Below are 25,400 nucleotides of genomic sequence, written 5' to 3' on the forward strand. Positions count from 1 at the left end.
ATACCGTTTGCGACTTCGATCAAACCGAAAGGGCACCGCGGGCCGAGCAAAGCGCGCGGAATTCACAAGCCCCTTCACCGGATGAAACATGGGAATGCCTGCCGATGCGCCTGCCAGACGGAATAGCCGACGACCTCACCTTCCTCACCGACCTCCGTCGCGATCTGCATGCCCATCCGGAATTGGGTTTCGAGGAGGTGCGCACCAGCGACCTCGTTGCCAAATGGCTTGAAGAGGCAGGCTTAAAGGTTCACCGGGGCCTGGGAAAAACCGGCGTCATCGGCACGCTGCAGGTGGGCAATGGAACGCGGTCGATTGGCCTTCGCGCCGACATGGACGCGCTCGCCATGCCGGAGATCGCCGATCGCCCCTACAAATCCCGGGAGCCCGGCAAGATGCATGCCTGCGGCCATGACGGCCACACGGCGATGCTGCTTGGCGCTGCCCGCCATCTGGCGAAGACGCGCAATTTCTCCGGTACCGTGCACTTCATCTTCCAGCCGGCTGAAGAGGGGCGAGGCGGCGCGAAGCGCATGGTCGAGGATGGGCTCTTCGAGCTCTTCCCCTGCGACGCCATTTACGGCCTGCACAATATGCCCGGCCTCGATCCGGACGAAATGGCCGTCGTCGCGGGCCCCCAGCTTGCCTCATCGGATAGCTGGCGGCTCACCTTCCGCGGCGTCGGCACCCACGGCGCCAAGCCGCATCTCGGTCGCGATCCGGTGACGGCTGCCGGCACCTTCCTCGCCTCGCTGCAATCGATCGTCGGCCGCGTCGTCGATCCGCTGCAGCCGGCCGTCGTCAGCGCCTGTTCCGTGCGCGCCGGCGACCCGAAGGCGCTGAATGTCATTCCCGATGTGGTGGAGATCGGCGGTACCGCGCGCGCTTACACGCCCGAAGTCCGCGACCAGCTCGAAACGGAGATCGGCCGGCTCGCACGCGGCACGGCCGAAATGTACGGAATTTCCGTCGACCATGAATTCGAGCGCCGCATTCCGCCTGTCGTCAACGACGCCGATGCCAGTGCGCGGGCGTTGAAGGCGGCCCAGACGATCTTCGGTGCGAAGACCCGCACGGCGTTCCCGCCCTCGACGGCAGGCGACGACTTCGCCTTCTTTGGGCTCGAAGCGCCCGGCTGCTACGTCTGGCTCGGCAACGGTCCCGCCGTCGATGGCGCGCTCCACCACAACACGGCCTATGATTTCAACGATGCGGCGATCGGGCCGGGCGTTGCCTTCTGGTCGACGCTGGTCGAGCAGGAACTCGCACGCGCCGGATAGCGCGTACCAGGCGAAGAGACGGAAGGCCGTCCGGAAGCGCCCGATCCCAGACGCTTAGATCGTTTTCCTGAAGCGTGAGGCGATCTGCTGCTACGGATTTGCTCCCCGCTTTCACGAGCCGCCCTGGCGGGCAGCTCATGCAGTTCACGCTTCAAGCACTTCCAGAACAGGGCTTTCCATCAGCTTGCCGGTGACGACATCGGCGATGCCGCGGTCGGTCTGGTGCGGTCCTGCGTTGCAAGCGAGCGTCGCACCGAAGCAGGCCTTGAAGACCAGATAAGGCGGTTGCCAGTCGACGATGCGGCCGACGGCCTCCCGGAGTTCGGCAAAGCTTGCGGCGACCTCTTCCAGTGGATCCTCCGAAACCAGTCCGGCGAGCGGCAAGGGCAGGAGCGCGTCGACCTTGCCGCCGGACGCCGCGGCCATGCCGCCGCCGGCAGTGATCACCGCGTTGGCGGCGACCGCCATATCCTCGGCATTGCCGCCGAAGACGGTGAGGTTATGGCTGTCATGCGAGACCGTGGTCGCAAAGGCGCCGCGCCAGTGGCCCCAGCCTGACAGGAGACCGACCCGCGGCCGGCTGTCGGCGCGCCCGTGCCGATGCGCCACTGCGATCATAGTCGTACCTTCGGGCGGAACGACGAAGCCGTCCTCGACTTCGGCAATGGCTTCGGCCCACTGGGTAAAGCGCGGGCGATCGATGATCGCGACGCGCACTTTCACGCCATCCGCGCCAATGCGGAAATCGTTCTCCGAAAGCGGGGCGATCTTCATCGTGCCGTGCAGCCTATCGGCAGCGAGACCGGTCAACGGCTCGATCATCCGGCCGGCACTGGCAATCGTTTTGCCGCTTGCGACGACCGTGCGTGCACGAAATTCGACGAGATCGTCGAAGAGCACGATATCCGCCCGACGCCCTGGCGCGATCACACCGAGGTCGTTTCGGCCCAGCCGAACCGCCCCATTCAGCGTCGCCGCCCGAAGCGCCCATTCAGCGGGCAGCCCATAGCGGGCCAGCCGGCGAACGACGTCGTCGAGGCCGCCGGCCTCGGCGAGATCGTCGGGGAAAACGTCGTCGGTGCAGAGCGTCACCGTTTGGGGAAGATTGCCCAAGTCATTGAGCACCTTGACGAATTCCGGCAGCAAGTGATCGTGCGAGCCGCGCAATTCGATCGACAGACCTGCCCTGAGCTTTTCCCTCAGATCATCGCCCGAAACGAGCTCATGGTCAGAGCTGACGCCTGCCGTGACGAAAGCCTGCAAATCGGCGCCCTCAAGGCCGCGCGCATGACCGTTGACCGGCTTGCGGGCTGCGAGCCCCGCCTGGACGATCGCGCTGATCCGCGCCTCGCCGTCGATGACGCCGCGCATGTTCATCATCTCGGCGATGCCGCCGATTTCCGGCCAGCTCAGGATGTCGGCGATCACGCCGGCATCGAAATCGGCGCCGGCCCGTTCCAGCCCGGGTGCAGACGGCACGCTGGAGGGCGCCAGCAAGACCGTGCGCAGTGGCAGCCCGGCAATGGCATCCGCGGCCCAGCGCACGCCGGCGACGCCGTTGACATTGCCGAACTCGTGCGGATCCCAGACGACGGTCGTGACGCCACGCGGCAGCACCGCGTTGGCGTAATTCGCCGGCGTCACCATCGAGCTTTCGACATGCATATGCGTATCGATCAGGCCCGGGGAAACGAAGGCGCCGCTCGCGTCGATGACGGTCGCCGCATCGCCGCGAGCGGCGGGCTCATGGACGCTCGCAATCAACGCTCCGACAATGCCGATATCGGCCGGGCGAAGCTCGCCCGTCACCACGTCCACCAGCGTCCCGCCCTGTATCAGGACCTCAAACGGTTCGTCGCCGCGCGCTGCTGCCACGGCTCGAGTGCGGAGCGCTGCATCCATCAGGTCTTGAGGCTGCTGTGCGGCACTCATTGCTGCGCCTCCTTCATCAGGGCGCCGAGGATCTGTACTCGGGTCGTTTCCACATGAGCATCGACCGCGTATTCAGCATTGAAGGTCCCATGGCTTTCGCGCGTTTCGACGACGGTGCGCCCGCGCGTGAGCGAGCCGCCGAGCTCGACATCGATACGCGCACTTCGGAAGGAGACAGCCCCCGGATTGACGAAGGCGACGGCGGCGCAAGGGTCATAGATCGCCATGCCCGGCCGGCCGCGGCTGGTGCCGATCGAGATGTATCCGGCAAGCAGATCGGCGATCAGCGCCGCATTGGCGCCGCCGGCCGAACGGATCGGTGCCACGTCGGCCGGGTAGGCGAAGACCTTGCGGCAAAGATCGAGATCGACCATGCGCAGCGGCAAGCCGTGCGCGATTACGATGGCCAGTGCCTCCGGATCGGCGAAGGCGTTGAATTCGGCGGAAGCCGTATGGTTGCCGCTCGTGACACCGCCGCCCATCCAGGTGAGATCGGTGATGCGCGCGGCAAGGTCCGGGCGGGCAAGGCAGAGTGCGGCGAGATTGGTGAGTGGCCCGAGCGCAAGCACCCGCCTCGGCCCAGCCTGCTCCAGCCAGGCGCAAAGCGCTGCGAAGGCGTCGCTCGATGGCAGCACATCGGCTTGCGGCAGCGTCAGCCCGGCGGTTGGCATGCCGGCTTCGCCGAGGATGCGCTCAGCGGTTTCGAGCTTGCCGAGCACCGGCAGGGCGCGCCCTTCATGGATGGGGAAGCTCCAGCCGAAGGCGAGAGTCGCGCTCGCAGCATTGCGCTTCACCTGATCCAGCGGCGTATTGCCGAAGACGAGCGACACGCCATCGATCTCTTCACCGGCATGGAGGACGACAAGCACTGCGGCAATGTCGTCGAAGCCCATGTCCGTATCGATCCAGACACCCATGGACGTCAACCGAACTTCTTGAGGCGGGCGGCCTTGTCGACCGGCAGGTCGAAGGCGATGGCAGTGCCGGTTTCACGCGCTGCGAGCGCGGCATCCTCTTCCGCTTTGATGGCGCCGAGCGGCGTATCGAGCAGATATTCGCGCGTGCTGCCGGAGAAAGAGGCTCCGCGCACGGTGCCCTGGAAAGGACCTGAGCCCAGGGTCACCATGCGCGGACGCCACGCAAGCCCTGCCGTGTCAGGCGGCAGGGATCCGGAAAGTTCGAGTGGGCCGTTGCCGGCCTTGAGCTTGCCGCCCTCTACGGCAAAGATGTTTTCGAAACCGACGAAATCGGCGACGAAACGCGAGATCGGGCGGTTGTAGATGTCCTCGGGCGTGCCGATCTGCTCGATCGCGCCGTTCAGCATGACGACGATGCGGTCCGCCAGCGACAGGGCCTCGCCCTGGTCATGGGTGACGAAGATCATCGTGACGCCGGTTTCCTTTTGCACACGCTGCAGTTCCGTACGCATTTCGAGGCGAAGGCGGGCATCGAGGTTCGACAGCGGCTCGTCGAGCAAGAGCACCTTCGGCTCCATCACCATCGAGCGCGCCAGCGCGACGCGCTGCTGCTGGCCGCCGGAAAGTTCGCCCGGTTTGCGGGCGGAGAATTTCGAAAGGCCGACCGATTTCAGCCCGGTCGTCACCTTGCTCTCGATCTCGTTCGCCGGCAGCTTCTTCAGCCGCAGGCCGAAGGCGACGTTCTCGAACACGGTCAGGTGCGGGAACAGCGCATAGGACTGGAAGACGAGGCCCACCGAGCGCTTGTTCGCGGAAACGCGGGTGATATCGGCGCCGTCGAGCCTGATCGCACCGGAGGCCGGCGAGAGAAGGCCTGCGATCGAGCGCATCGTCGTGGTCTTGCCGCAGCCCGAGGGGCCCAGGAATGCCACCAGCTCGCCCTTGCGGATCGAAAGGTCGAGATCCTTCACCGCAACGGTGTCGCCGTAGGCGAGCGTCAGTTTTTCAAGGCTGAGGAAGGCGGCGTCAGACATAGCGAGAGAATCCCAGGAAGCGTTCGGCAAGGAAGACGATGCCAATGGACATGAAGGCGAGCAGTGCGGAGAGGGCTGCGACCGACGGATCGTAGGTGATCTCCATATAGGAGAGCATGTCGATCGGCAGCGTGCGCACGCCCGGGCCGGAGAGGAAGAGCGACACCGGCACCTGGTTGAAGCTCGTGACGAAGCCGAGGATGAAGGCGGCGAGAATGCCGCTGCGGATATTCGGCATTACCACCCGGAAAAAGGCGCCCGCGCGAGAAGAGCCGAGCAGCACCGCCGCCTCCTCGATATCGGAGCGCAGGTTGTTGAGGCTCGCAGAGACGACACGCACAGCATAGGGCAGAACCAGCGCCGTGTGCGCCAGGAACAGCACGAGCGTGATGTTGAAGCCGAAGGGCACGACGATATAGCGCAGGAGCGCCAGGCCGACGATGATGCCGGGCACGATGATCGGCAGCGAGACGATGGTTCTGACCGTTTCGCCAAAGGGCAGCTTGTAGCGCGAAAGCGCGTAGGACGCGGGTACCCCGAGGACGAGGGCTGCGGCTGTGCCGCCGATCGCAAGCAGCATCGAGATCGCGAAGCTCTCGCGGAAGCTCTCGACCGTGAAGACCTTCGCGACCCATTGCAACGAGAAGCCCTGCGGCGGGAAAGCGAGCGTCTCGCCGCCGGAAAGCGAGGCGGCAACGATGATGAAGAACGGCCCGATCAGGAAGCCGATCACCAGGAAGAGAACGAGAGGCGTAAAGACGCGCGGTTTCATCGCTTGTTCCTCGCGGTGGCAAGCCGTTTCAGGAGAAGATTGGCGGCAAAGCTCATGACGATCAGGATGAAGGCGATGACGCTTGCCGAGACGAAGTCATTGGCGACGGTGACGCGCTGATAGAGCAGCGTTTCGAGCATCAGCACCTTGGAGCCGCCGAGGATCGCCGGCGTGATGTAGGCGGTAAGCGAGCCGGTGAAGACGAGCGTGCCGCCGATCACGAGGCCTTCCTTGGTCAGCGGCAGGATCACCTTGAAGAACACCTGGAACCAGTTGGCGCCGAGAACACGGGCCGCCGGGATTGCATCCTTCGGCATGTTTTCGAGCGCGCTGATCAGCGACAGGATCATCAGCGGCAGGAAGAGCTGCAAGAGGCCGATGAACACGGCGGTCTCTGTAAAGAGGAAACGGATCGGCTCGTCCGAGAGACCGACGAGCTGGAGCGCCTGGTTGACGATGCCGGTGCGGCCGAGGATGACGATCCAGGCATAGGTACGGGCGACCGACGAGATCATCAGCGGCAGCACGACGAGGCCGATCATCTGTCCCTTGCTGCGCGGCGTCAGATTGACGATCGCAAAGGCCGCAGCATAGCCGATGACGGCCGAAACGGCGGTGACCACCAGGCCGAGGCGGAAGGTGCGCAGGAAGACTGTGCGGTTCAATGGATCGGAGAAGAAGTTCGTATAGGCGACAAGCGACCAGCTATCGGCATTGCGAAAGCCTTCCGCCAGCAGGATCACCACCGGTGCGAGAAAGACGATCGCCGCAAAGACCGCCGCCGGCAGAGCGAGCGCCAGGGCTTCGGCGCGGTTCTGGAACATCCTTCTTCCTTTCACGGCATTCTAGGGCGTGTATCCTTACGCCCGTCGCATGAGGTCTCGACCGGCGGTCAGTGCCCGCCGGCGGAGGTAGCATTTTGTCTGGGCTTACTGGCCGACCTGTGCGTTCCATTCCGAGAGCCACGCCTCGCGATTGTCGAGGGCGACGGCGGACGGGATGAGCTTCAGGTTCTTCACGGTCTCTTCGCCGTAAGTGAGGTTTTCAGCGATCTCGGGCGAAACCTTCACGTCCTTGTTGGCCGGGCTGTCGACCAGCTTTTCGGCAAGCGCGGTCTGGATTTCGGTCGAGAGCCAGAAGTCCATGAACTGCAGCGCGAGCTCCTGGTTCTTGCCGCCCTTGGTCAGGACCATCACGTTCATGCCGCCGGTCTGTCCTTCCTTCGGCGTTGCCCACTTGATCGGCAGATCGAGCTTGGTGAAGCCTTCCCAGGAGAAGCGGCCGATCGGTGCCGCCCAGATTTCCTCCTGCTGCATCAGTTGCACGAGCTGCGAGGACTTGACGTAGAAGGTGACGATTTCGTCCTTTTTGGCGCCGACGGCAGCGATCGCATCCTTGAGATCAGGCGTGTTCTTGCCAAGCGCTTCGCCGACCATGTAGAGCGCCGGCGGGCCCTGGTTGGTGGTGACGTTCGGGAAGGCAACGTGGCTGGCATTCTTCTCGTCGAGAAGATCAGCCCAGGAGTTCACCTCCATCTTGTCCGAGCGATAGACGATCGAGGTCGCATAGAAGGTGTAGCCGACGCTCATACCGTCGCCGTTCGGGTCCTTGGCGAGGTCATAGAGCTTGTTGAAGTTCTGGAGCTTCGAGGTGTCGATCTTTTCGATCAGGCCGGCGCGGGAGGCCGAAAGCGCATCGGCCATCGAGACCACCGCCATGTCGACGACCGGGCTTGCCTTGTTGGCTTCCATCTTCGCCAGGCGCTCGACGCTGTTGCCGGTCTCGACGACGAGCTTGCAGCCGCATTTCTGTTCGAACGGCGTATAGACCAGTTCCTTGAAGGCATCCTGGGCAAAGCCATAGACGGAAATGGTCAGCGTCTTTTCCTGAGCAGACGCGGCAGGGGCGGCGACGAGCAAGAGCGCGCTCGAGGCAAGCAGAAACTTTTTCATGGCTGGTGTCCTCCTTCGGTGACGGATGGGGCTGCGGTGGCAGTGGCTTGGATCAGTTGAGGTGGTGCGGCAGCCGATTGTCGGATGACAAGGTGCATCGGCACCTTGGCCTTCTCGGCAGTGACCGGCGCGCCGATTTCAGGATCCGATGGGTCGCGATCGCGGATCGCCTTGACGAGCGCTGCGACGGCGATGGCCGCGATCTCGGTCATGTCCATGCGTGCAGTCGTCAGTGCCGGCGTGATGACCGGCGACCAGATGAGGTCGTCGAAGCCGGTAACGCTCGCCTTCTCCGGCACGTTGATGCCCGCACGCTGCAGTTCGGTCAGCGCCCGAAGCGCATGGAGATCGGAGATGCAGGCAAAGGCGGTGTAGCCTTCCGCCACCTTTTTGGCGAGCCCGAGCGGACAGCCCTTGCCAGCCAGTTTCTCCAGCGGCTCGATCCAGAGCGTATCGGTGTGGAACCCCTCGCCGAAGACCGATCGGATACCGCCGGCGCGGTCGTTCTGCACGTTCGAGGCGGGATTGTTGCCGATGATCAGTACGCGACGGTGCCCAAGCGCCTTCAGGTGCTCGGCAATCTGCTGGCCGCCGCCCCAATGGTCGGCGGCTACCGTGTTGCCCGGCGTCGACGGCGTATCGATGACGGCAACCGGACAACCGACATCGGCGATGCGGGTGCCCCGCCGGGGCACGATGACCAGGCCATCGACGTCGCGATCGATCAACCGCTCGATCGCCTTGGTCTGCGTCGAGACGTCACCGCGCGAGTCCGCGATCAGCACGCCATAGCCGGATGAAGAAGCGGCGAGTTCGATCGCCTGGGCGATCTGCGGGAAGAGCGGATTGGCGATATCGGGGAGAACGAGGCCGATGACGCCGGTGCGGCCGGTGCGCAGCGCCCTGCCCGCCTGGCTCGGCACATAACCGAGCTCGGCAGCCGTCGCGCGGATCTTTTCCACCATTTCGGCGGAGACGCGTCCCTTGCCCGAGAGCGCGTTCGAAACCGTGGCCGCGGACACGCCGAGCGCTCTGGCAATCCTCGTCAGTTTTGGTCCGGAACGCGCCAAGTCAGTGGTTTCCGCCATCGCGTGATTAAACGATTAATCACGCGATATATCAGAATCCCGGAACTGTCGAATCCTTTTGTCGACTCGTTGCATTTTGCAATTTTCGAGGGAATTTCACGTGGACGACAATCCGCCTGCCCTTGTCAGGCAGGCATGCGCGGAATGCTGGCAAGCAGCCGCTGAGAATCCCCTTTCTCCCCAAGCACTTGGTGATTCGCGACTGCATTGATCCAGGACAACTCCTGAGACACCCGTCTTGAGCATAGTGCCGCCGGCCGCAGGGGTGCTGCGGCCGAACGCCCTGACCGGCGATGTTCAACTTCTTCTGGGGGTCCGGAAATCATGCCTACTCGCGCCATTTTGCCATCTGCCGTCTTCTTCGCCGCGCTTGCGGCGCCGCTCGCAATCGCGACGGCGGCAGATCTCTCCGAACCGAGCGCGGTCGCGGCACCGGAACTGCCCCTCGCCAGCGAGCCGAGCCCTTGGATGATCCGCGCCCGCGCACTGGCCGTCCTGCCGGATGACAAAGCCTCGCTCTCGCTGAACGGCACGGCACTTGACGGCGAAAAGGTCGGGGTCAGCAATTCCGTGGTGCCCGAGCTCGACATCACCTATTTCTTCACCGACAACATCGCGGCCGAACTGATCCTCGGCACGACGCCGCACACGGCGCGCGGCAGTGGCTCGATCGCCAGTCTCGGCGAAATCGGCAAGGCGTGGCTGCTGCCGCCGACCCTGACGCTGCAATACCATTTCAACGCAACGGAAACGATCAAGCCCTACATCGGCGCCGGCGTGAACTACACGGTGTTCTACAGCGAAGAGCCGCGCGGCGACTTCTCGAGCTTCAACATGAAGAACACCTTCGGCGTGGCGCTGCAGGCCGGCGTCGACATCAAGCTCGACGAACATTGGGGGCTGAACTTCGACGTCAAGAAACTGTTCCTGGAGCCCGAAGTCAACGCAACACTGCCCGGCGCAGGCGCGGTGAGCGGCAAGGTCAAGCTCGACCCCTGGCTGATCGGCACGGGCATCAGTTACCGCTTCTGATCCTCTCCGGACCGATCAAACAAATCGTTTGCGGCGCCGAGGACGGCGCCGCAGTCATTATGGCGGATCTCAGAGGTGATGGGCCGAAACTGCCCGGGCGAGTTCGCCTGTCAGCCGCCTGCTGCTCGCATGCGATATGTCGCCGAGCGACAGCATGCCGACCATGCGCTTGTTCTGATCGATCACGGGAAGGCGCCGGACCTGTTTCGCCTCCATCAGATGGACGGCGTGCTCGATCGTTTCGCTCGTACGACAATAGACGATATCCCTGGTCATGACGTCGCGCGCCGTCATCGAAGCGGGATCGCGCCCGTTGGCGAAGGCGCGCAAGGCGATGTCGCGGTCCGTGACCATGCCGATCAGGCGGTCGTTTTCGCCGACGGGCAAGGCGCCGATATCCTCATCCCTCATGATGCGCGCGATCGTCTTGAGATCGGTGTCGGGAGAGATCCAGCGAGCCCCGGGATGCATGGCTTCCGATATTCTCATTGTAACCTCCATTGCATGAAAACAGCGGAGCGTAGGCCGACATCGTGGCCATTCATTGATCCAGGGCGATGGGGAATCCCTATTGCAGCTCGAGAAGGAAATAGGTCGTCGGGCCGGAGGGAACATCGTTTGAAAGACGGAAGGTGACGGCGCCCTTCCCGTTCACGACCGGCGGATACACGGTGCCATCGAGACCGATCGGCGAAACGCTCCAGCTCTCGGCACTTCGCGCGAGCGAAAGGTCGGCGTAGCCTGCGCGGATCCGGACCGGCAATCGTCCGAAGTCCTCGATCACCTTCTCCTCGGCGTCGCGAAACGTCATATCGGTGTTCTGGGCATCGGTCGCCAGGATCACGAGGAAACGACGGCCCGCTGCCAGCGACGCGTCCGCGCCGAGCGCCGAGAGCGCGACGAGCCCGTTGCCATCCGCCCTTTCGATGCGCAGCACGCCGAGATCGATCGGCTCGCGCAGTGACGAATAGGCTGCGGCTTCGGTTGCCGCCGTTACCACGCGCAATTGTCCGGCAAAACGGTTCAACAGGATCTCGCCGGTGCTGCTCTGGTAGATGCCGGCATCGATGTTCGTGCCGTTGTCGCGCGGAAGCGCGCCGCTTTGGCGCAGCTTGTCGAGGAGCCCCTCGCTGCTTTGCTGGCGTGGTTGCAGCACGGCAGGCGCTTCGCCGAGGCGCTCCAGGTCTTCCAGACCGATCCGGCCGATCAGCGCGAGGTCCGTCAGGTATTCCGGTTCGCGCGCCTGCATGTCGTCGGAAAGATCCTCTTCGCCACGCATGGCAAACGGGACAGTCAGGTCCGATGTCGCAACGTCACCACGGCGGTAAAGCAGCGCCGCCAGCGTCTCGCCGGCCCGCGCGACCGGATCGAGCGCGATGGCGTAGGGAAGCATCGCCTTCTTGTGGGCGAAAGGTTCGCCATAGGCGAGAACGATCGGGCCGTGACCATGACGGCAGAGCGCGTCCCAGCCTTGCAGTGCCGCGTAGGCCGGCATCGCCAGCCCCGCCTCGTAGCGGTAGCGGTTCCAGAAGAGGTGATCATACTCGCTGATCACGAAGGGCCTGCCGAGCCAGCGCGCCGCCGCGATCATCCTAATATAGTTCACCCCATCGGCGATCGAACTTACCTGTGTGGTTTTGCTGCCCGGCGCATAGCCGCTGACCCAGTCGTGATACGTGTTCATGGTCACGGCATCGAGGCTGCGCCGGCTGAGCGACGCCTGGACCGACGGCCAATTGTTGTAGTTGCTGATCAGACCGCGGTAGCCAAGCCCGCGCAGAACCTCGCTCATGCGCGCGGCCGCTGCCCGTTCCGTTTCGACGAAGAAGGCCTGCAGATCGCGCAGCCGCGGGCTGTGGACATAGCGATCGGCGGGGAGCGCGATCGATCTCGCCTCGATCGTCTCGTCGGAGCGAAGGTTGGGCCACGCCTTGGCCAAGGCGTCGGTGGAGCCATAGCGTTTCGCAAGCCAGTTATTGAACGGCTTCTTGAGCAGCGGATCGTAGGGCGCTTTTCCGGGCCGATCGTGAACGACGGTGTCGAACTCCATCCCGTTCTCGTTGGCGAGGATCACGACCGCCAGGGCATCGTCGCGGATTGGCGCGACGCCCGTATAGGGGTTCACACGCCCAAGGATCGTCTCCTGCATGCGCTTCCAGTGAGCGAACGCCCCGTCATCGACGAACAGTTCGAGCTTGAGGTTTCCTCCATCGTCCCAACGATCGTCAAAGCCGCCATAGGCGCCGCGCAGCGACGAGAGGCCGTCGATCATCCAGTAGATGCCGTTCTTCTTCAGCGCCGCCAGCAGATAGTGGATGCGGTCGAGCGTCTCGGGGTCGTAGTCGAAATCCTTGTCGCGGCCGAACATCAGGCTGGCATCGACGAAATGCAGGCGGGCAAGATTGTAGCCGTGCATCGCCAGTTGTCGGGCGTAGCGGTCGGCCGTGTCGTGATCGGGAAATCCGCCGGAGGCCGGGCTCCAGGCGAGCGAAGCGCAAAGCATCCTTTCGGGTTTATCGGGCGAGCGCGCGAATGCGAGCCCGCCATTGGCGCCGGCGACGAGACGATGCTCGGCGTCGATCATGGTATTCGGCAGGAAAGAGGCGAAATCGAGCGGGCTGCCTTTGCGAACCTCGAGCGAAACTTCGCGCACCGGAAGCCACTGATCGGATGCGTGTACGCACGGGCCGAATGCCAGAAGCATCGCTGCCGCGGCGAACAGGCTTCGCCCGCTCACGCCGGGGCTCCGAGCAACTTGCTCTCGATCGGCGCATCGGGCTTGCGGCGCGCCCTGAAGAAGCCGACGGGCAGCGCCGCCGCATGGAAGAACCAGGCAACGACCGTATAAAGTCCCATGCTAAGTCCCCCCTTGCGCAGGCTCATGAGCCCGACGACGCCGGCAAGGATCGCAAGGACGATGCCGAGAGCGAGGGCCTTGCTGGGCATGACCAGCAGCAGACCAAGCGATGCTGCCCACCAGAGATAGACGAGAGCCCAGAGCTTGAGTTCCGGCAATTCCCGCATGAGCTGCAAGAAATAGGGCTGGCCGATCGAAGCGCGCAGCAACTCGCCGATGCCGAACAAATACTTGCTCTTCCAGCGGCGAACCAGCAGCCGGTAGGAATTCTCCGTATGGCCGAAATGCCGAACGAAGCGCCGGTCGAGGCGATGCAGCTTCCAGCCGGCACTGCGCAACCGGATGCCAAGGTCGAACTCCTCGTAGCCATGGAGATTGCGGTCCGAGAGATAGCCGACCGCCTCGATCGCCGCGCGCCGATAGAGGCCACCGCCGTTCATGCGGTCGATCGCGCCGATGCGGTTCTCCGGCGCATTGCGTGTGACGCGCCGGGCAAATTCGAGATTGGACGTCAGCATCTCCTGCACGTGACCGGTGACGCCTGCGACCTCGGGGTCATCGGCCAGGAACGCCTCCGCCACCTCGAGAAAATCGTCGTCCAGCAGCATGTCGCCATCGAGCAGGCAGATGTGCTCGTGACGGGAATACTGGAAGCCGAGCTGGGGACCGATGCCGCAGCTTGGCCGCGCCGGCGGACTGATCTGGGCGATCACCACAGGGTAGCGCGAGGCGATCTCGATGGTCCGGTCCGAGGAGCCGCTATCGGCGACGATGACCTCGCCGCCAACGGTTTCGAGCGCCTTGAGCGCGCTCTCGATGGTGGCAGCAATGCGCTTTTCTTCATTCAGCGTCTTGATGATGACGGATACTGCCAACTGATCCCCCAATATCAGCAGTGCGTTCGCAACGCGTTCAGGTTGTCGTCGATCCTAGCTGCGATATTTTGCGTTTTGGTTTATCCGCCCCAGCAAAGCGAACAGGTGCGGCCGATAGCGGACGACGAGCCACCCGGACAAGACGCCGCAGGCACCGCCGAGAAGCTTGACGGCAACATCCGTCACGCGCGCGTGGCGATCCGCGGAAATCATCTGCAGGAGTTCAAAGCCGATCGCGGTGGCGAGTACGAGAACCAGCACGCGCCCGATCTGTCTCGGATAGGCGATCGCGAACAACAGTCCCAGCAGGCCGAAAGCGCCGAACCGCTCGAGATGGACGAGATGTCCGATGCGCGGTCGCAATTCGAGCGGCGATATCGTCGAATAGGCGATCACGGTAAAGAGGAGCCATGCGAAAAGGCCGGCAGCGCGTTTGATGTTCATTGTCAGCTTGTCTTCCAGGCGGCGTGCAAAGCACGGCAATCGTCGAACGGTCCACGACGGCGCCCACCTGCTCGTTCGAAAGGCCGGGCGCTGTCGCACTTAATTGGCAGGGATCCGGCGAACGCGAAGGTCGGCCTACCTTGCCAGCAATGCGCTATACACTGCCGCAGTCTTTTGCGCCACGTTTGTCCAACTGTAGGTAGCTTCCGCATGAGTCGCGCGCTCGCGCACGTCGTCGTCGCTGAGCGGTGCGGCAAGCTTTGCGGCGATGCCGGCTGCAAGAGCATCGATGTCGCCCAGCGGAAAATACTCGTCGGGCGCAAGATCCAGTTCCCGGTTGGGAACGATATCGCTTGCCAGCAAGGGAAGGCCGTAGGCCATTGCCTCCAGCAGCGCGATCGGCATCCCCTCATGGCTTGAAGGCAGCACGAACAGGGCGGCATTGGCGAAGAGCTCGGCCAGCCGGTCGCCGGACTGGAAGCCCGTAAGCACCACCCCCGGCACCCCATCGGCGAGGGTCCTCACCTCCCGGACATAGGGTGTCTCAAACTCCGCGCCGCCGGCGATAACGAGCCGGACATCCGTCAATCCACATTTCGCGAAAGCTCTGATGAGATCGAGCTGCCGCTTCTCCGGGACCAATCGTGCGGCAAGCAGGATGTAGCGCCGAGGCGCCAGGCCAAATTCGTGGAGGATGCCGGCATTGCCGGACGGCGGCGTAATCGCGACGCCATTCGGAACCAGCGCCATCGATACACGATGACGCACACGCATCGTCTGAACGATATCCTGTGATATCGCCACGCGCCCATTCGAGAACCGCATGCCGAGGAACTCGCCGAGCTTCAGCGTCCGCCTGGCGAAGGCGCCCCATTTCTGCCGGTCATAGTCGTAACCATGGTGGGTGACGACAACCTTCAGTCCGAAAATGCGCGCAAGCGGCGTCATCAAAGCCGGGCCGATGGCGTGGATATGCAATACGTCCGGCCGCCGCCAGGCGGCAAGACATACGCCGAGAAACGTGTGAACGAGCGCCTCGAGAGCCATGCGGCGTGGCGACCAAAGAGGGATCACCTCCACCCCGTTCCAGGCGTAGCCGCCGCCGTCCTGAAGATAGCGCCGACGCCCGACGACCTCGACATCCCAACCGTGGCCCAGAAGTTTGTCGGCGAGCATTTCGACATGCTTTTCGACACCCCCCTGTACGTTCGGAATACCGCGCAATCCCAACATCATCACGCGCTTGCGCTCGCCTCTGGCGGCAGCGGCTCCATTCTGGGCAGCGATGCCCCGTCGCATTCCAGAGTGAGCCGCGCCGCGCCGCGGCTTCTGCCCGCGTCCCTCGGACAACCCGGATTGTGCGATCTCCTGTGCAATCACCGGCTGCTGGTGATGACATCGCGAGACATCAGAGTTACTGCTCATGCGTCGCCTCGAAGGTTGTCCGCACTCGATTTCACGGCGAAATACTTATCAACCAAGTAAATACTTCATTCACCACTCATATAACTGACTGAAAACCATACGGCGAGCCCACATTACTACAAATTGTGCGCGACGGTTAACGGCGCCGCCCCTCCCCCGCCCCGAGCGATGCATAGAGGTCAAGGGTTCTGTCGCGATAGGCGGCGGCCGAGAATTCGCTGGCGATCCAACGCCGCCCCGCGGCCCCCATGGCAGTACGGTCGGAGACCGTGAGCGCCGCCATGCACGTCAGCACCCGCGCCAGATCGTCAGCGTCACCGGATAGGGCAGTCATCCCGGTCTCTCCTTCGCGGATCATTTCGGGGATGCCGCCGATCGACGCGCCAATTACGGGTCTTCCCAGCGCATAGGCTTCAAGCACGCTGATCGGCGCGTTCTCGTACCATTCGGACGGCAGGACCAGGGCACGTGATTCCCCAATCAGGCGATGCAAGGCCTCGCCGGAGAGATAGCCGGCAAAGGTGACATTGGCTCCGGTCTGTTCGACGAGCCGGCGAAGCATTGCTTCCTCGGGGCCGGTTCCGGCGATCACCACCCGCTGGCGCGACGATGCGGCAGCTCTTATCAAGGTCGCCAACCCCTTCTCTGGTGCCAGGCGTCCGGCGAAGACGAAATAGTCGCTCTCCGTCCATTGGTCGGAGTAGTCGTCGACATCGACAAAATTTGGAATGTGGACCATGCGCTCGCGCGGCCATCCCCACTCGACCAACTTCTCGACGTAGAACTCGCTTGGCACGACGATGCGATCCACCTGGTTGCTGTAGAGGCCGAGCGCGCGGTGGACCAGCGTTTCCGCGAGTACCACGGCACTCAGCGTCAGTTCCCCCTTGATGCAGCGGTGGCGCAGGACGTTGTAGACGTGTCCGCCGCGACAGTCCTCGCAGACGGTGCCGTCGCGCAGCATCTTGTAGGAGGGGCAGGCAAGTTTCAGGTCGTGCGCTGTCATGACGACGGGGATGCCGGCCTGCTTCAGCGTCGAGAAGATCGCCGGCGACAGATGATGGTAGACGTTATGGGCGTGGGCAATCGAGGGCCGGACACTGTGTATCAGCCGGTCGATGTTGCGCTGGGCCTCGCGCGAGTAGATGACGCTTGCGGCCTGCACGACCTTGCGCAACAGATTGGTGCGCCGGCCGTATTCGATCTCGGAGACGAAGTGGTCGGACCAAGGCGAAGGCTCGTTGTCCTCATGCTGCATGGCAAAGGGCACCACGTCCCAGCCAATCTCGCCAAACATCTTCATATGGTCGAAAAACACCGCTTCGGCGCCGCCGCGGCGATAGAAGTAGTTGTTGATAGCGAGCAGCCTGCTATCGCCGTTTCCCTGGCCAGACATGCCGCTCTCCTACCAGCCGAGCCTGTCGAGCGCCTGCTCGACCGGCAGGACCACGCATCCCCTGGAGACCGCGTGCTGAACGAGGTGCTCGAAGGTCTCCGGCGTGCAGCCATAGGGAGTGGGACGCGCGGCGATGTCGTGGGTAAAGAACACGAGCCAGCCCGGCCGAGCGGCCACATCGTCGATCCATCCGGTGAGCGCCCGTGCATCCGCCTCCGGCTGACGGATCTCCACGGCCTTGAGCATCAGGGGGTCGACGGCCGTGCGATTGACGCTTTCGCCGGCCGCGCGGCAGGTGCGATAGCGCCGCCCCAACTCACGGCGCGCCATCGGCCAGGCGGCATTGTAGGGAAACGCGAAGTTCGTCGCAGTCGCCTTGACCCCGCTGCGCTTCAGATAATCGGCATTACGGTCGAGGTCGCGGGCAAGGCCGTCACCGCTCAAGCGCCTGATCTTGGCGTGAGAATAGGTATGGCAGCCGACTTCGTGGCCCCGACCGGCGAGATCGGCGCATCCCTCCGACGAGATCAGCGTGCGATCAACTTCGACACGCCCGGCCAGCCCGCCAGCGATGTAGAACGTACCTCGCACGCCGTGTCGTTCGAGGATCGTCGCCCCGTTATGAAGTGCGCTGTCCGGCACGTCATCGAAGGTGAAGGAAACGAGCGGCACATCGGTCACGACATCGCACGGCTTGGCCGCGAAGCGCCAGATCAACCGGTTGGCGACGCGATCGACAAGGCCGCCGACGGTTTGCAGGAGATCAGACATAGACGGCTCCGGATTTTACCTGCTGCGGGGCCACCGAAAGAACCGCGCGCGACTGGAGGTGCAGGCCGTAGAGGGAAAAGAGGAAAGTGAACCACAGGAGGTTGCCGCCCTCGAAGAACAGGCTCTCGAGACCGGCGTTGAAGATCGTATAGAGCCAGACGCGGATATAAAGCCGGGTGAGATGGGAATGCTCCTCAGCCGGTGCCAGACGCGCGATGTTGCGCAGAGGCAGGACCAGCAGCCAGATCACCGTCAGCAACAGTCCGGGAAAACCCGTCGTCAGAGCGATGTCGAGATAGGAGTTGTGACCGTTTGCGGCCGCCACCGCCCAGGTTTCGATCGAGCCACCGCTATTGACGAGTTCCGACGTCTGCCAGAAACCCTTGAAACCGTAGCCGGTGATCGGTTGCTCGGCGAGCGCCGTAAAGGCGAAGCGCCAGATGTCGGCACGATTGGTGAAGGTTGCATCGATGCCAAGCTCGGTGACGAAATCGCTAAGTGGCTTGAACACCGCGGAGCCGACCGCGAAGAGATTGAACAGGCCGACCCCACCGATGACGATCGGGATGCGCAGGAAGCGGAATCGCTCGAAAATCCAGGCAAGCAGCACGATCGCCGGCAGCATGGCGGTCGAGGTCTTGCCGCCCGTATGGAGCAGGAAGTTGAACGACAGGGCAACGATGGCAAGGCCGGCCAATCGCGACCAGACGTTCATGACGAAGAGGCCGAAGAAAGCCGCAATCACCATGGCCGCGGCGGCGCTGTTCTTGTGGGGGAAATGGCCGCGCCAAAGGCCGGCGTTCATTGGCTCGCGCAGTTCGGAGGCCTGGTGGATCGCAAGCGTCGGCTTGAAGAGAATGCCGTAATAGGCGACCGCCAGCATGAACAGGGTGCCGATGCCGAGCATTTTGGCGAAATGTCGCTCCGAAGCCGGCAGCAGCAAATAGACGCTGGCGGTGATCGTCACCATCACCGCGAGCACGGTTCCCTTGATGCCGAACATCGGATAGGCCGAAATCGCCGAGACGAACAGAAACCAGCAGTAGAGCACCGCCAGCAACGGCCGCGGCTGCAGAATGATACCGCGTAGTGGGTGCGCCAGCCCGTAGGCGAACATGCCCGCGAAGAGTGAAAGCGATACGATCTGGTTCAAGCGATTGGAATTGCCAGCCGAAGGATCCAGCACCCCCGCCCCAGTCAGATCGATGAAGGGCGTGGTCGATATCCAGAAAAACAGGAACGTCGCCATGAAGAGCACGGTCCCGATGCGTGCGCGGAGCAGGTCCGCCGGGCTCTTGTCGCGATAGACGGCGCTCGTCATGCCGTCCCTCTCTCAGGCCGCTGCGGGCCGGCGTCCGCGCAGGAAGCGCCAGAGCCCCCGCGTCAGGGCCAGGCCGATGCCAAGTGCGAGGCCGAAGATTGCGCCGCCCGCGAGCAGGATCAACGTACGCGGCGGCCAGCTCCGCGCGTTCGGCGGCAAGGCGCGCGAGATTACGCGGACATTGGTCGTGTCGATCTGCTGGCGCTCGGTAATCTGCTGAGCCCGCGCCAGATGGGTCTCGTAGATCGCAGCCTTGGCCCGAGCATCTCTCTCGAGATCCCGAAGCTGCACCTGGGCCTCGTTGTCGGAGAAAACATTCGATTTCTCGTCGCTTGCCTTGGCACGCAAGGCGGCAAAAGCCTGCTGCTCGCGATCCATGTCCGCCTTGGCGCGATCGAGGATGCGGCGCGCCTCGTCGGCCAAGGCCCCTTCCAGGGTCGTGCGCTCGGAGCGGGCATTGACGAGGCGCGGATGCCGCTCGCCATAGGTGCGCTGCATCGAGGCGATCTGCTGCTGCAGCACGTTATACTGCTCGCGCAGGTTCGTCATGTTGACCGATTCGAACTCCGAAGCGCTCGCGGTGCGACCCTGCGCAATCGCATCATTCATCTGCCGGTAGCGTGTCTCCGCCTGAATGAAGCGCTGTTGAGCATCGAGAACCTGTGTGTTCAGCTCGTTTGAAAGCTGATTGCTGACGAGTTGGCCGTCGTTGGTGGACTGGAGGCCATTCTTGCGGCGAAAATCCTCGACGGCCCTCTCAGCCTCGGTCACGTTGCGGCGCAATTCGTCGAGACGCGCATTGAGGTTCTGGGCAACGCGACCGGCGCTTTCGGCGGCAGACTGAAACAGCTCCCGCTCAAAGGCTGCGACGATCGCATTGGACAGCGTCACCGCCTTCGCCGCCTCTTCGCTCCAGACCTTCATCACCACGACGAAGGAGCGCTCTTCGCGCCGCGCTTCGACCCGCTCCGATAGCGCCCGCATCGCGGCAAGCTCATTGCCGGCCTGTTGTTCCGCCTTCGTCGAGAAGAGGCCCTTCAGCGAGCCGAAGACTGAGGGTTTCACGAACTCCGGATCCTCGGAGAGGCGCAGTTGGTCGATCACGCGCGACAGCACGTTGCGCGATGTCAGAATGCGAAGCTTGCTTTCCACCTCCAGCAACTGCGCGTCGCGCTGCGGGTTGGAAGTGAAAACGTCGTCGCTGACGACATTCAGGTTGGAGGGATCGACAACGATGTCGGTATAGACGTTGTAGCGCGGCGTCGCCGTCACCGCATAGGCGAGCGCGGCGGCCACACAGAGCATCACGGCGATGACGATCCAGAGGAACCCTTCTCGCAGCCAGCCGATGATATCGTCGACGCCGAGGTTGCCGAGTTCGTTCAGTCCGGGAAGATAACTGTCGCGACGCACCTTCGGCGTTGGCACGACGGCCCTGACCTGGCGCCGCGATGCTTCCGGGGGCTCGTCGGTTAGCGGTCGGGCGCTTGCCGACTCCCCCCGTCCCTGCTCCCTTTCCGGCAAATCAGGCGAGAGCAGATCGAGCAACGAGCCTCTCACGACCGGAGCACCCTGATCGTGCGCCGGACGGCTGAGCCTCCGTTTTTCGGCCTCGTCCGGCCTATACATAAGCATCCCTCACGCACGCCCATCAAAGACGCGAAGATCGTGACCCCGCGAGCCGCCTTCCATCGCAGATTTAGAGTTGTAGGGTGAATATTCCGTTAAACGGCGGGATCGCCGCTTAACGCCGGGAGTCAGAAGTCGGTCAGCAACCGGCTCCAGCTTTCCGACGCCAGTCCGCCGACATAGATATCGTTCCGCTGGGCGGCATCCTCGAGATCCGCGTGTCGCGTCACCATGCAGAAGTAGCCGCGATGGTGGAAGGAGAGCCATCTCTGGCGCGAAATAGCATTCATCAGGAATGGCTGCGCACTGCCGACGGCAAGAGCGTAACCCTCCGCATCAAGCGAATGGAACATTTGTGCAGTGACGTCTAACTCACGGCCCGCCTCGCAGACGATGTTGAGCACCGTCGCCGTCTCACCGGCCCTGCCGAAATAGAGATAGGCGCCGATCACGTACCCGCTCTCGTTCAGGACCTCCCGGCAGAGGAGTTGGCCCAAGGTACTGTTCAGACCGGCGACCGCCATCAGCCAGTCGAATTCGCTCCTCGACCAGACGGGTCTGACGGCAAAGCGCTGGAGCATCGGCTCGGCGCATTCGACAAAGGCCGCGGGATCGATGGCGCGCGTTACGCACCCGGCGACGGCATCCGGCTTCGTCCTGGGTCGGCGCCGGCGCAGAATTCGATCGGCAGCCGCGAGCGGCCCCAAGACAACGCTCGATCGGAGAAGCGGAACCTGTCGGCCGACCGTCAGAGCCCAGGCTTTGAGCGGCCGAAAAGAGCGACGCCAATCGAGGCTCTGTATCGGCAGCACGATCCCCCCGCCGGCCACCCAATGATCCGCACTGACCGGTGACGAATTGTCCGAAAAGCACATATCCTGTTTGGCGGCGCGCATGGCGCGGGCAAGGCAGGCCGCGCCGACTGCGCCAGCCTTGCCTTCGGACATGAAGGCGCACAACAGCTTCGCTACTGTCCGCCGACCGTTGACCGCAAACTCCATCGGAAGCGCCAGGATGGCGCTGCCGATACCGCCGGTCCCATCGTCATAGACGATGCTGCCGTTTTCCGGGGTATAGAGCGGGCTGCCGAAGAAGATCGTCTCGATATACTGCCGAAGCTCTTCGCTTGCTGCTCCTTCGCGCTTGCGAAAGATCCGGGTGAACATGCTGCTGACGACGGGGATATCCCGGGGCTCCATCGCCCGCACGTTGCCCAGGCGGGCCATTTCCCGTGCGAGCGGCCTCGCGGCTTGGATGTTCCCGGCTTCAAGCTTCATGGGCCATCCTCGCCGCCAGGGGCGCGCCGCCGGCCTGTTCCCTATCGCGCCGCACGAAGCGCAGGAAAACGGCCCAGGAAACGATGACCATCGCGATTTCGATGACGTAGAAGGAGATGAACGTTCCGGCCGGCGGTGCGTACCAGGTAGCCCAGGCCGTGAGCGCGGCGCCGAATATGCTGCCGAGCCCCATGACCGAGGCGCGCGCCGGATGGTGGCCAGACGCACCGAGCGCCTCCATCGCCACCGACCACATGGCAAGCGGCACCACGACCCAGCAGAGGATGCGGACGAAGGAAACGAGAGAGACGTAATCCTTGCCGAAGAGATAGGGCAGAACCGGCGCGAGCACGAAGACCGCAATGGCGGCGGCTATGCTGATCGAGGTGGCGGCAAGAAGCACCTTGCGCACGCGCTCGAACGCGTGATGTAGCCCGGCTGCAGTCGCCTTCGCGGAACCCGGATAAATCAACCGGTTCAGTGCCTCGACCGAAAGATAGCTGCTCTCCAGCATGCGCCGCGCGACGCTGTAGCTCGACATCACCTCGGCGCTCGCCATGAGGCTCAGCACCAGAAGGTCGGCATTCTGCCTGACGGCGCGCAGGATGAACGGGATGCTGAAATAAAGCCCCAGCGGCAGTTCTTCGCGCACGATGCCGTAGGTCGGACGCCCCAGCCCCTTGACGGCGCGCCAACATCCGACAGCCACGAGTACATGGCAGATGAACTGCCACACCGCCCAGGCGGCGACCGTGGCCACCCCGAAGACGATGCAGGCGAGCGCCGCGGCAATGGTGCGCGCCACGGCAAAGCCGACGACGACCTTGTTTGCCGAGGCAAAATTAGAATGGGCGAGGAAGATCTGCTCCGCCAGCACGATGATGCGGACGAACACTATGTTGGTGATGAGCATCAGCGTGATGACGGCGACATTGGTTGCCGGATCCGGTGACAAGGTGAAGAAGAATGGCAGCACGGCCGCGCCGAGCAGAACCAGGACCACGCCGCTCACGGCAGTCAGCAGAATGTTGTGCCCGAGCATGCGCGAGTACATGTCGCGATCGCGTGCCACGCGGCGCACCAAGCACTCCATCGCGCCAAGGCCGCACAGATGCACCGCAATGTTGGCAACAGCGGTAATTGCGACGAAAACGCTGAACTCATGTACGCCGAGCCAGCGCGCCAGAATTGCAAACGTCAAGAGCTGGGCGGCGGATCCGATGACGAGACTGCCGCCGGATGCAGCATAGGACATGATCATCGAGAGGAACGGTTTGTGCGCGCGTTCCTTCACACCTTCCGAAGCCATTCCGAACTGCCTTTGACACCAACCCGTCGTTCATTGCGCAAACGCGCACTCAATGACAACGAGCAATCCCCTTTGATCGCTGCGCAAGGTAGCAGGCAGAGATGATTGCGCGGTTAACGCACGCGCCGCGATTGCATTTGAGCTTCGTTTACCCGATTACAATAGTCTGCAGCACTGCGCGTCCATAGATTTATCCAGGAACAATTCGACCGAGGACGCGAGGGGGTGGCCGTGCCGCACAACGACAACCATATCCGACTGCATCGCTTCATGGGCGTGGACCTCGAACTCGCACCCGATGTTCTGGTTCCCCGCGAGGAAACGGAGCTCCTCGGACGAAAAGCAGTGTCTATCCTCGCCGATGGCCCGGCGGCACCGACCGTGATCGACATGTGCTGCGGCTCCGGTAATCTCGCGCTTGGCATCGCCAACGATATCCCCTCTGCCCGCATCTGGGGCGCTGACCTCACGGACAGCACCGTCGCATTGGCGCGCCGCAACGTTGACCGGCTCGCGACAGGTGCACGCGTCTCCATCCGGCAGGGCGATCTCTTCGCCGCCTTCGAGGGCGATAATCTCGAAGGCACTGTCGACATGATCGTCTGCAACCCGCCCTACATCTCGACCGGACGCCTTGAGGGAGACCGGGCGCACCTGCTCGAAAACGAGCCGCGCGAGGCCTTTGACGGCGGCCCCTACGGCATATCCATTCATCAGCGGCTGGTCCGTGACGCCGTTGCCTTTCTGAAGCCGGGCGGCTGGCTGCTGTTCGAGTTCGGCGAGGGCCAGGATCGTCAGGCGGCAGCACTTCTGGCGCGCATCAAGACCTATGAACCGGTGACATTTGCGACCGATCGCGACGGCAAGCCGCGCGTCGCCATCGTCAGGAAAATCGACGACCAGGCCGGAAGCTTACCCAAATGAGCGAAATCCGTTCGCTCGAACGCGCGGACATCCCAGCGATTGCGGGCATGTTCCAGCGGGTGTTCCGCAACGACCAGAGCACACCGCCGCCGGCACTTGCCGATTACATGCAGCAGCTCTACCTCGATGCGCCCGGCTGCGATCCGGAGATACGCCCGCTCGTCCATGTGAACGACAAGGGCGTCATTTCCGGATTTGTCGGCGTCAACGTCCTGCCGATGGTGCTGAACGGCCGCCGGCTGCGCGCGGCAATCTGCGGCTCGCTGATGGTCGAGGAACGCGAGAACGATCCGCTCGCCGGCGCGCGCATTCTCAAGGCCTTTCTGGCCGGCCCGCAGGATCTCTCTTTCAGCGAAACCGCAAGCGACGTCTCGACACAGATGTGGACGCGCCTGCGTGGCGTCGTCCTGCCGCAATACAGTCTCGATTGGGTGCGCGTCATTCAACCCGCTTCCTTCAGCCTGAGTGTCGCGTCAAACCGCATCAAGCCGGCGCGCATTGCGGCACCCTTCGCGCGGGCCGTTGACAACGCCTATCGCAAGCGGATGGCGCCCGGCGAGCAACGCTGGTCCGCCGTGTCTGCCGGTGGCACCAGCCAGGCCGGCTTCACGACTGAGGAAACCGATCGCAACGGCTTTGCCGCCGTGGTCGATCGCTTCATTGCGTCGTTTCCGCTTCGCCCCGAATGGGCCGAAGGGCAGCTCGACCATATTCTCGGCGATGCGGAACAAAAGCCCGAGCAGGGCGAACTCATCTATGCGCTTGTCGCCGCGCGCAGCGGCACGCTCGTTGGCGCGTTCGCCTATTACGCCAGGGCGGGCGAGATCGGGCGGGTACTACAGGTGCTGGCGCTGCCGGGCCAGGCCGGTCCGGTTATCGACTGCCTCGTCGACCACGCCTCCAAGCGCGGGCTTCCGGGCCTCAGGGGGCGGACGCAGCCGGTGCTCATGGAAGCGATGCTCGGACGTCGGATTGCCTTCGTCCACGTCGCCTCGACGGTGCTTCACTCCCGTGACCCGGCAATCGTCCAGGCCTGCCGGGATGGGCAAGGCTTCTTCAACGGCATCGCCGGAGAACACTGGTGCCGGCTGATCGCGGGGCAGTTCGACTGATTACCGCATGTCTCCTTAAATCGACATCGATTTAAGGACGAAGACATGCAGAA

The 25,400-nt window shown here is 63.4% G+C and carries 22 protein-coding genes; 4 read left to right on the top strand and 18 right to left on the bottom strand.

Going from position 1 to position 25,400, the window contains the following annotated elements:
* Positions 1–104 precede the first annotated feature (104 nt).
* Entirely contained in the window at positions 105–1,280 is a 1,176-nt protein-coding gene (locus tag AC0C6X_RS06845; RefSeq protein ID WP_472952291.1) for a M20 aminoacylase family protein, read from the top strand.
* A gap of 144 nt (positions 1,281–1,424) precedes the next feature.
* Here the strand turns inward: AC0C6X_RS06845 and AC0C6X_RS06850 are convergent, their stop codons facing one another.
* The 7 genes from AC0C6X_RS06850 to AC0C6X_RS06880 all read right to left on the bottom strand — a co-directional run bounded on the left by AC0C6X_RS06850 (position 1,425) and on the right by AC0C6X_RS06880 (position 8,957).
* Complete coding sequence (locus AC0C6X_RS06850; RefSeq protein ID WP_247959555.1) at positions 1,425–3,212, bottom strand: adenine deaminase; 1,788 nt, start codon at positions 3,210–3,212, stop codon at positions 1,425–1,427.
* Positions 3,209–4,129: a nucleoside hydrolase gene (locus tag AC0C6X_RS06855; RefSeq protein WP_247959725.1), complete on the bottom strand. Its 921-nt coding sequence runs from the start codon at positions 4,127–4,129 to the stop codon at positions 3,209–3,211. Before AC0C6X_RS06855 ends, AC0C6X_RS06850 begins: the two co-directional genes overlap by 4 nt.
* Positions 4,130–4,134: 5 nt before the next feature.
* Positions 4,135–5,163, bottom strand: coding sequence for an ABC transporter ATP-binding protein (locus tag AC0C6X_RS06860; protein WP_247959554.1), 1,029 nt, complete (start codon positions 5,161–5,163; stop codon positions 4,135–4,137).
* A complete protein-coding gene (locus AC0C6X_RS06865) occupies positions 5,156–5,935 on the bottom strand; it encodes an ABC transporter permease (RefSeq protein WP_173518710.1) in 780 nt (259 codons plus the stop codon). Before AC0C6X_RS06865 ends, AC0C6X_RS06860 begins: the two co-directional genes overlap by 8 nt.
* Positions 5,932–6,759, bottom strand: a complete 828-nt coding sequence (locus AC0C6X_RS06870; RefSeq protein ID WP_173518711.1) for an ABC transporter permease — start codon at positions 6,757–6,759, stop codon at positions 5,932–5,934. Before AC0C6X_RS06870 ends, AC0C6X_RS06865 begins: the two co-directional genes overlap by 4 nt.
* 105 nt (positions 6,760–6,864) lie before the next feature.
* Positions 6,865–7,887 (bottom strand): ABC transporter substrate-binding protein, encoded by a 1,023-nt coding sequence (locus AC0C6X_RS06875; protein ID WP_247959553.1) that lies wholly within the window; start codon positions 7,885–7,887, stop codon positions 6,865–6,867.
* Positions 7,884–8,957: a LacI family DNA-binding transcriptional regulator gene (locus AC0C6X_RS06880; protein ID WP_247959552.1), complete on the bottom strand. Its 1,074-nt coding sequence runs from the start codon at positions 8,955–8,957 to the stop codon at positions 7,884–7,886. The genes AC0C6X_RS06875 and AC0C6X_RS06880 overlap by 4 nt, the downstream gene beginning before the upstream one ends.
* A 342-nt stretch (positions 8,958–9,299) precedes the next feature.
* Here AC0C6X_RS06880 and AC0C6X_RS06885 point away from each other — a divergent pair, with 342 nt between their 5' ends.
* Positions 9,300–10,007 carry an OmpW/AlkL family protein gene (locus AC0C6X_RS06885; protein WP_173518714.1) on the top strand — a complete coding sequence of 236 codons (708 nt, stop codon included), beginning with the start codon at positions 9,300–9,302 and terminating at the stop codon, positions 10,005–10,007.
* A gap of 69 nt (positions 10,008–10,076) precedes the next feature.
* Here AC0C6X_RS06885 and AC0C6X_RS06890 read toward each other — a convergent pair whose 3' ends face one another.
* The 11 genes from AC0C6X_RS06890 to AC0C6X_RS06940 form a co-directional block, all read right to left on the bottom strand.
* On the bottom strand, positions 10,077–10,496 hold the full coding sequence (locus AC0C6X_RS06890; protein WP_173518715.1) for a CBS domain-containing protein: 420 nt from the start codon (positions 10,494–10,496) through the stop codon (positions 10,077–10,079).
* Between the two features lie 79 nt (positions 10,497–10,575).
* Positions 10,576–12,711: a glycoside hydrolase gene (locus AC0C6X_RS06895; RefSeq protein WP_247959724.1), complete on the bottom strand. Its 2,136-nt coding sequence runs from the start codon at positions 12,709–12,711 to the stop codon at positions 10,576–10,578.
* Positions 12,712–12,740: 29 nt separating this feature from the next.
* Positions 12,741–13,739 carry a glycosyltransferase family 2 protein gene (locus AC0C6X_RS06900; protein ID WP_247959551.1) on the bottom strand — a complete coding sequence of 333 codons (999 nt, stop codon included), beginning with the start codon at positions 13,737–13,739 and terminating at the stop codon, positions 12,741–12,743.
* Positions 13,740–13,793: 54 nt separating this feature from the next.
* A complete protein-coding gene (locus AC0C6X_RS06905; protein ID WP_247959550.1) occupies positions 13,794–14,183 on the bottom strand; it encodes a VanZ family protein in 390 nt (129 codons plus the stop codon).
* Positions 14,184–14,318: 135 nt separating this feature from the next.
* Entirely contained in the window at positions 14,319–15,482 is a 1,164-nt protein-coding gene (locus AC0C6X_RS06910) for a glycosyltransferase family 4 protein (protein ID WP_247959723.1), read from the bottom strand.
* Between the two features lie 262 nt (positions 15,483–15,744).
* Positions 15,745–17,004, bottom strand: a complete 1,260-nt coding sequence (locus tag AC0C6X_RS06915) for a glycosyltransferase family 4 protein (protein ID WP_173518719.1) — start codon at positions 17,002–17,004, stop codon at positions 15,745–15,747.
* 9 nt (positions 17,005–17,013) lie between these two features.
* Positions 17,014–17,775 (bottom strand): polysaccharide deacetylase family protein, encoded by a 762-nt coding sequence (locus tag AC0C6X_RS06920; RefSeq protein ID WP_173518720.1) that lies wholly within the window; start codon positions 17,773–17,775, stop codon positions 17,014–17,016.
* Entirely contained in the window at positions 17,768–19,096 is a 1,329-nt protein-coding gene (locus AC0C6X_RS06925; protein WP_472952293.1) for an O-antigen ligase family protein, read from the bottom strand. Before AC0C6X_RS06925 ends, AC0C6X_RS06920 begins: the two co-directional genes overlap by 8 nt.
* A gap of 12 nt (positions 19,097–19,108) precedes the next feature.
* Positions 19,109–20,644: a GumC family protein gene (locus AC0C6X_RS06930; RefSeq protein ID WP_432704707.1), complete on the bottom strand. Its 1,536-nt coding sequence runs from the start codon at positions 20,642–20,644 to the stop codon at positions 19,109–19,111.
* A gap of 209 nt (positions 20,645–20,853) precedes the next feature.
* Positions 20,854–22,002, bottom strand: a complete 1,149-nt coding sequence (locus AC0C6X_RS06935; RefSeq protein ID WP_432704703.1) for a GNAT family N-acetyltransferase — start codon at positions 22,000–22,002, stop codon at positions 20,854–20,856.
* The gene (locus AC0C6X_RS06940; RefSeq protein ID WP_247959548.1) at positions 21,992–23,311 is read right to left on the bottom strand and encodes a lipopolysaccharide biosynthesis protein; all 1,320 of its coding nucleotides are present in this window, start codon (positions 23,309–23,311) and stop codon (positions 21,992–21,994) included. Before AC0C6X_RS06940 ends, AC0C6X_RS06935 begins: the two co-directional genes overlap by 11 nt.
* A gap of 225 nt (positions 23,312–23,536) precedes the next feature.
* Between AC0C6X_RS06940 and AC0C6X_RS06945 the strand changes: the two genes are divergently transcribed.
* A complete protein-coding gene (locus AC0C6X_RS06945; protein ID WP_376741674.1) occupies positions 23,537–24,235 on the top strand; it encodes a N5-glutamine methyltransferase family protein in 699 nt (232 codons plus the stop codon).
* Entirely contained in the window at positions 24,232–25,347 is a 1,116-nt protein-coding gene (locus AC0C6X_RS06950; protein ID WP_173518724.1) for a hypothetical protein, read from the top strand. Before AC0C6X_RS06945 ends, AC0C6X_RS06950 begins: the two co-directional genes overlap by 4 nt.
* Positions 25,348–25,400 lie beyond the last annotated feature (53 nt).

The organism is Ensifer sp. VA4 (assembly GCF_055710065.1).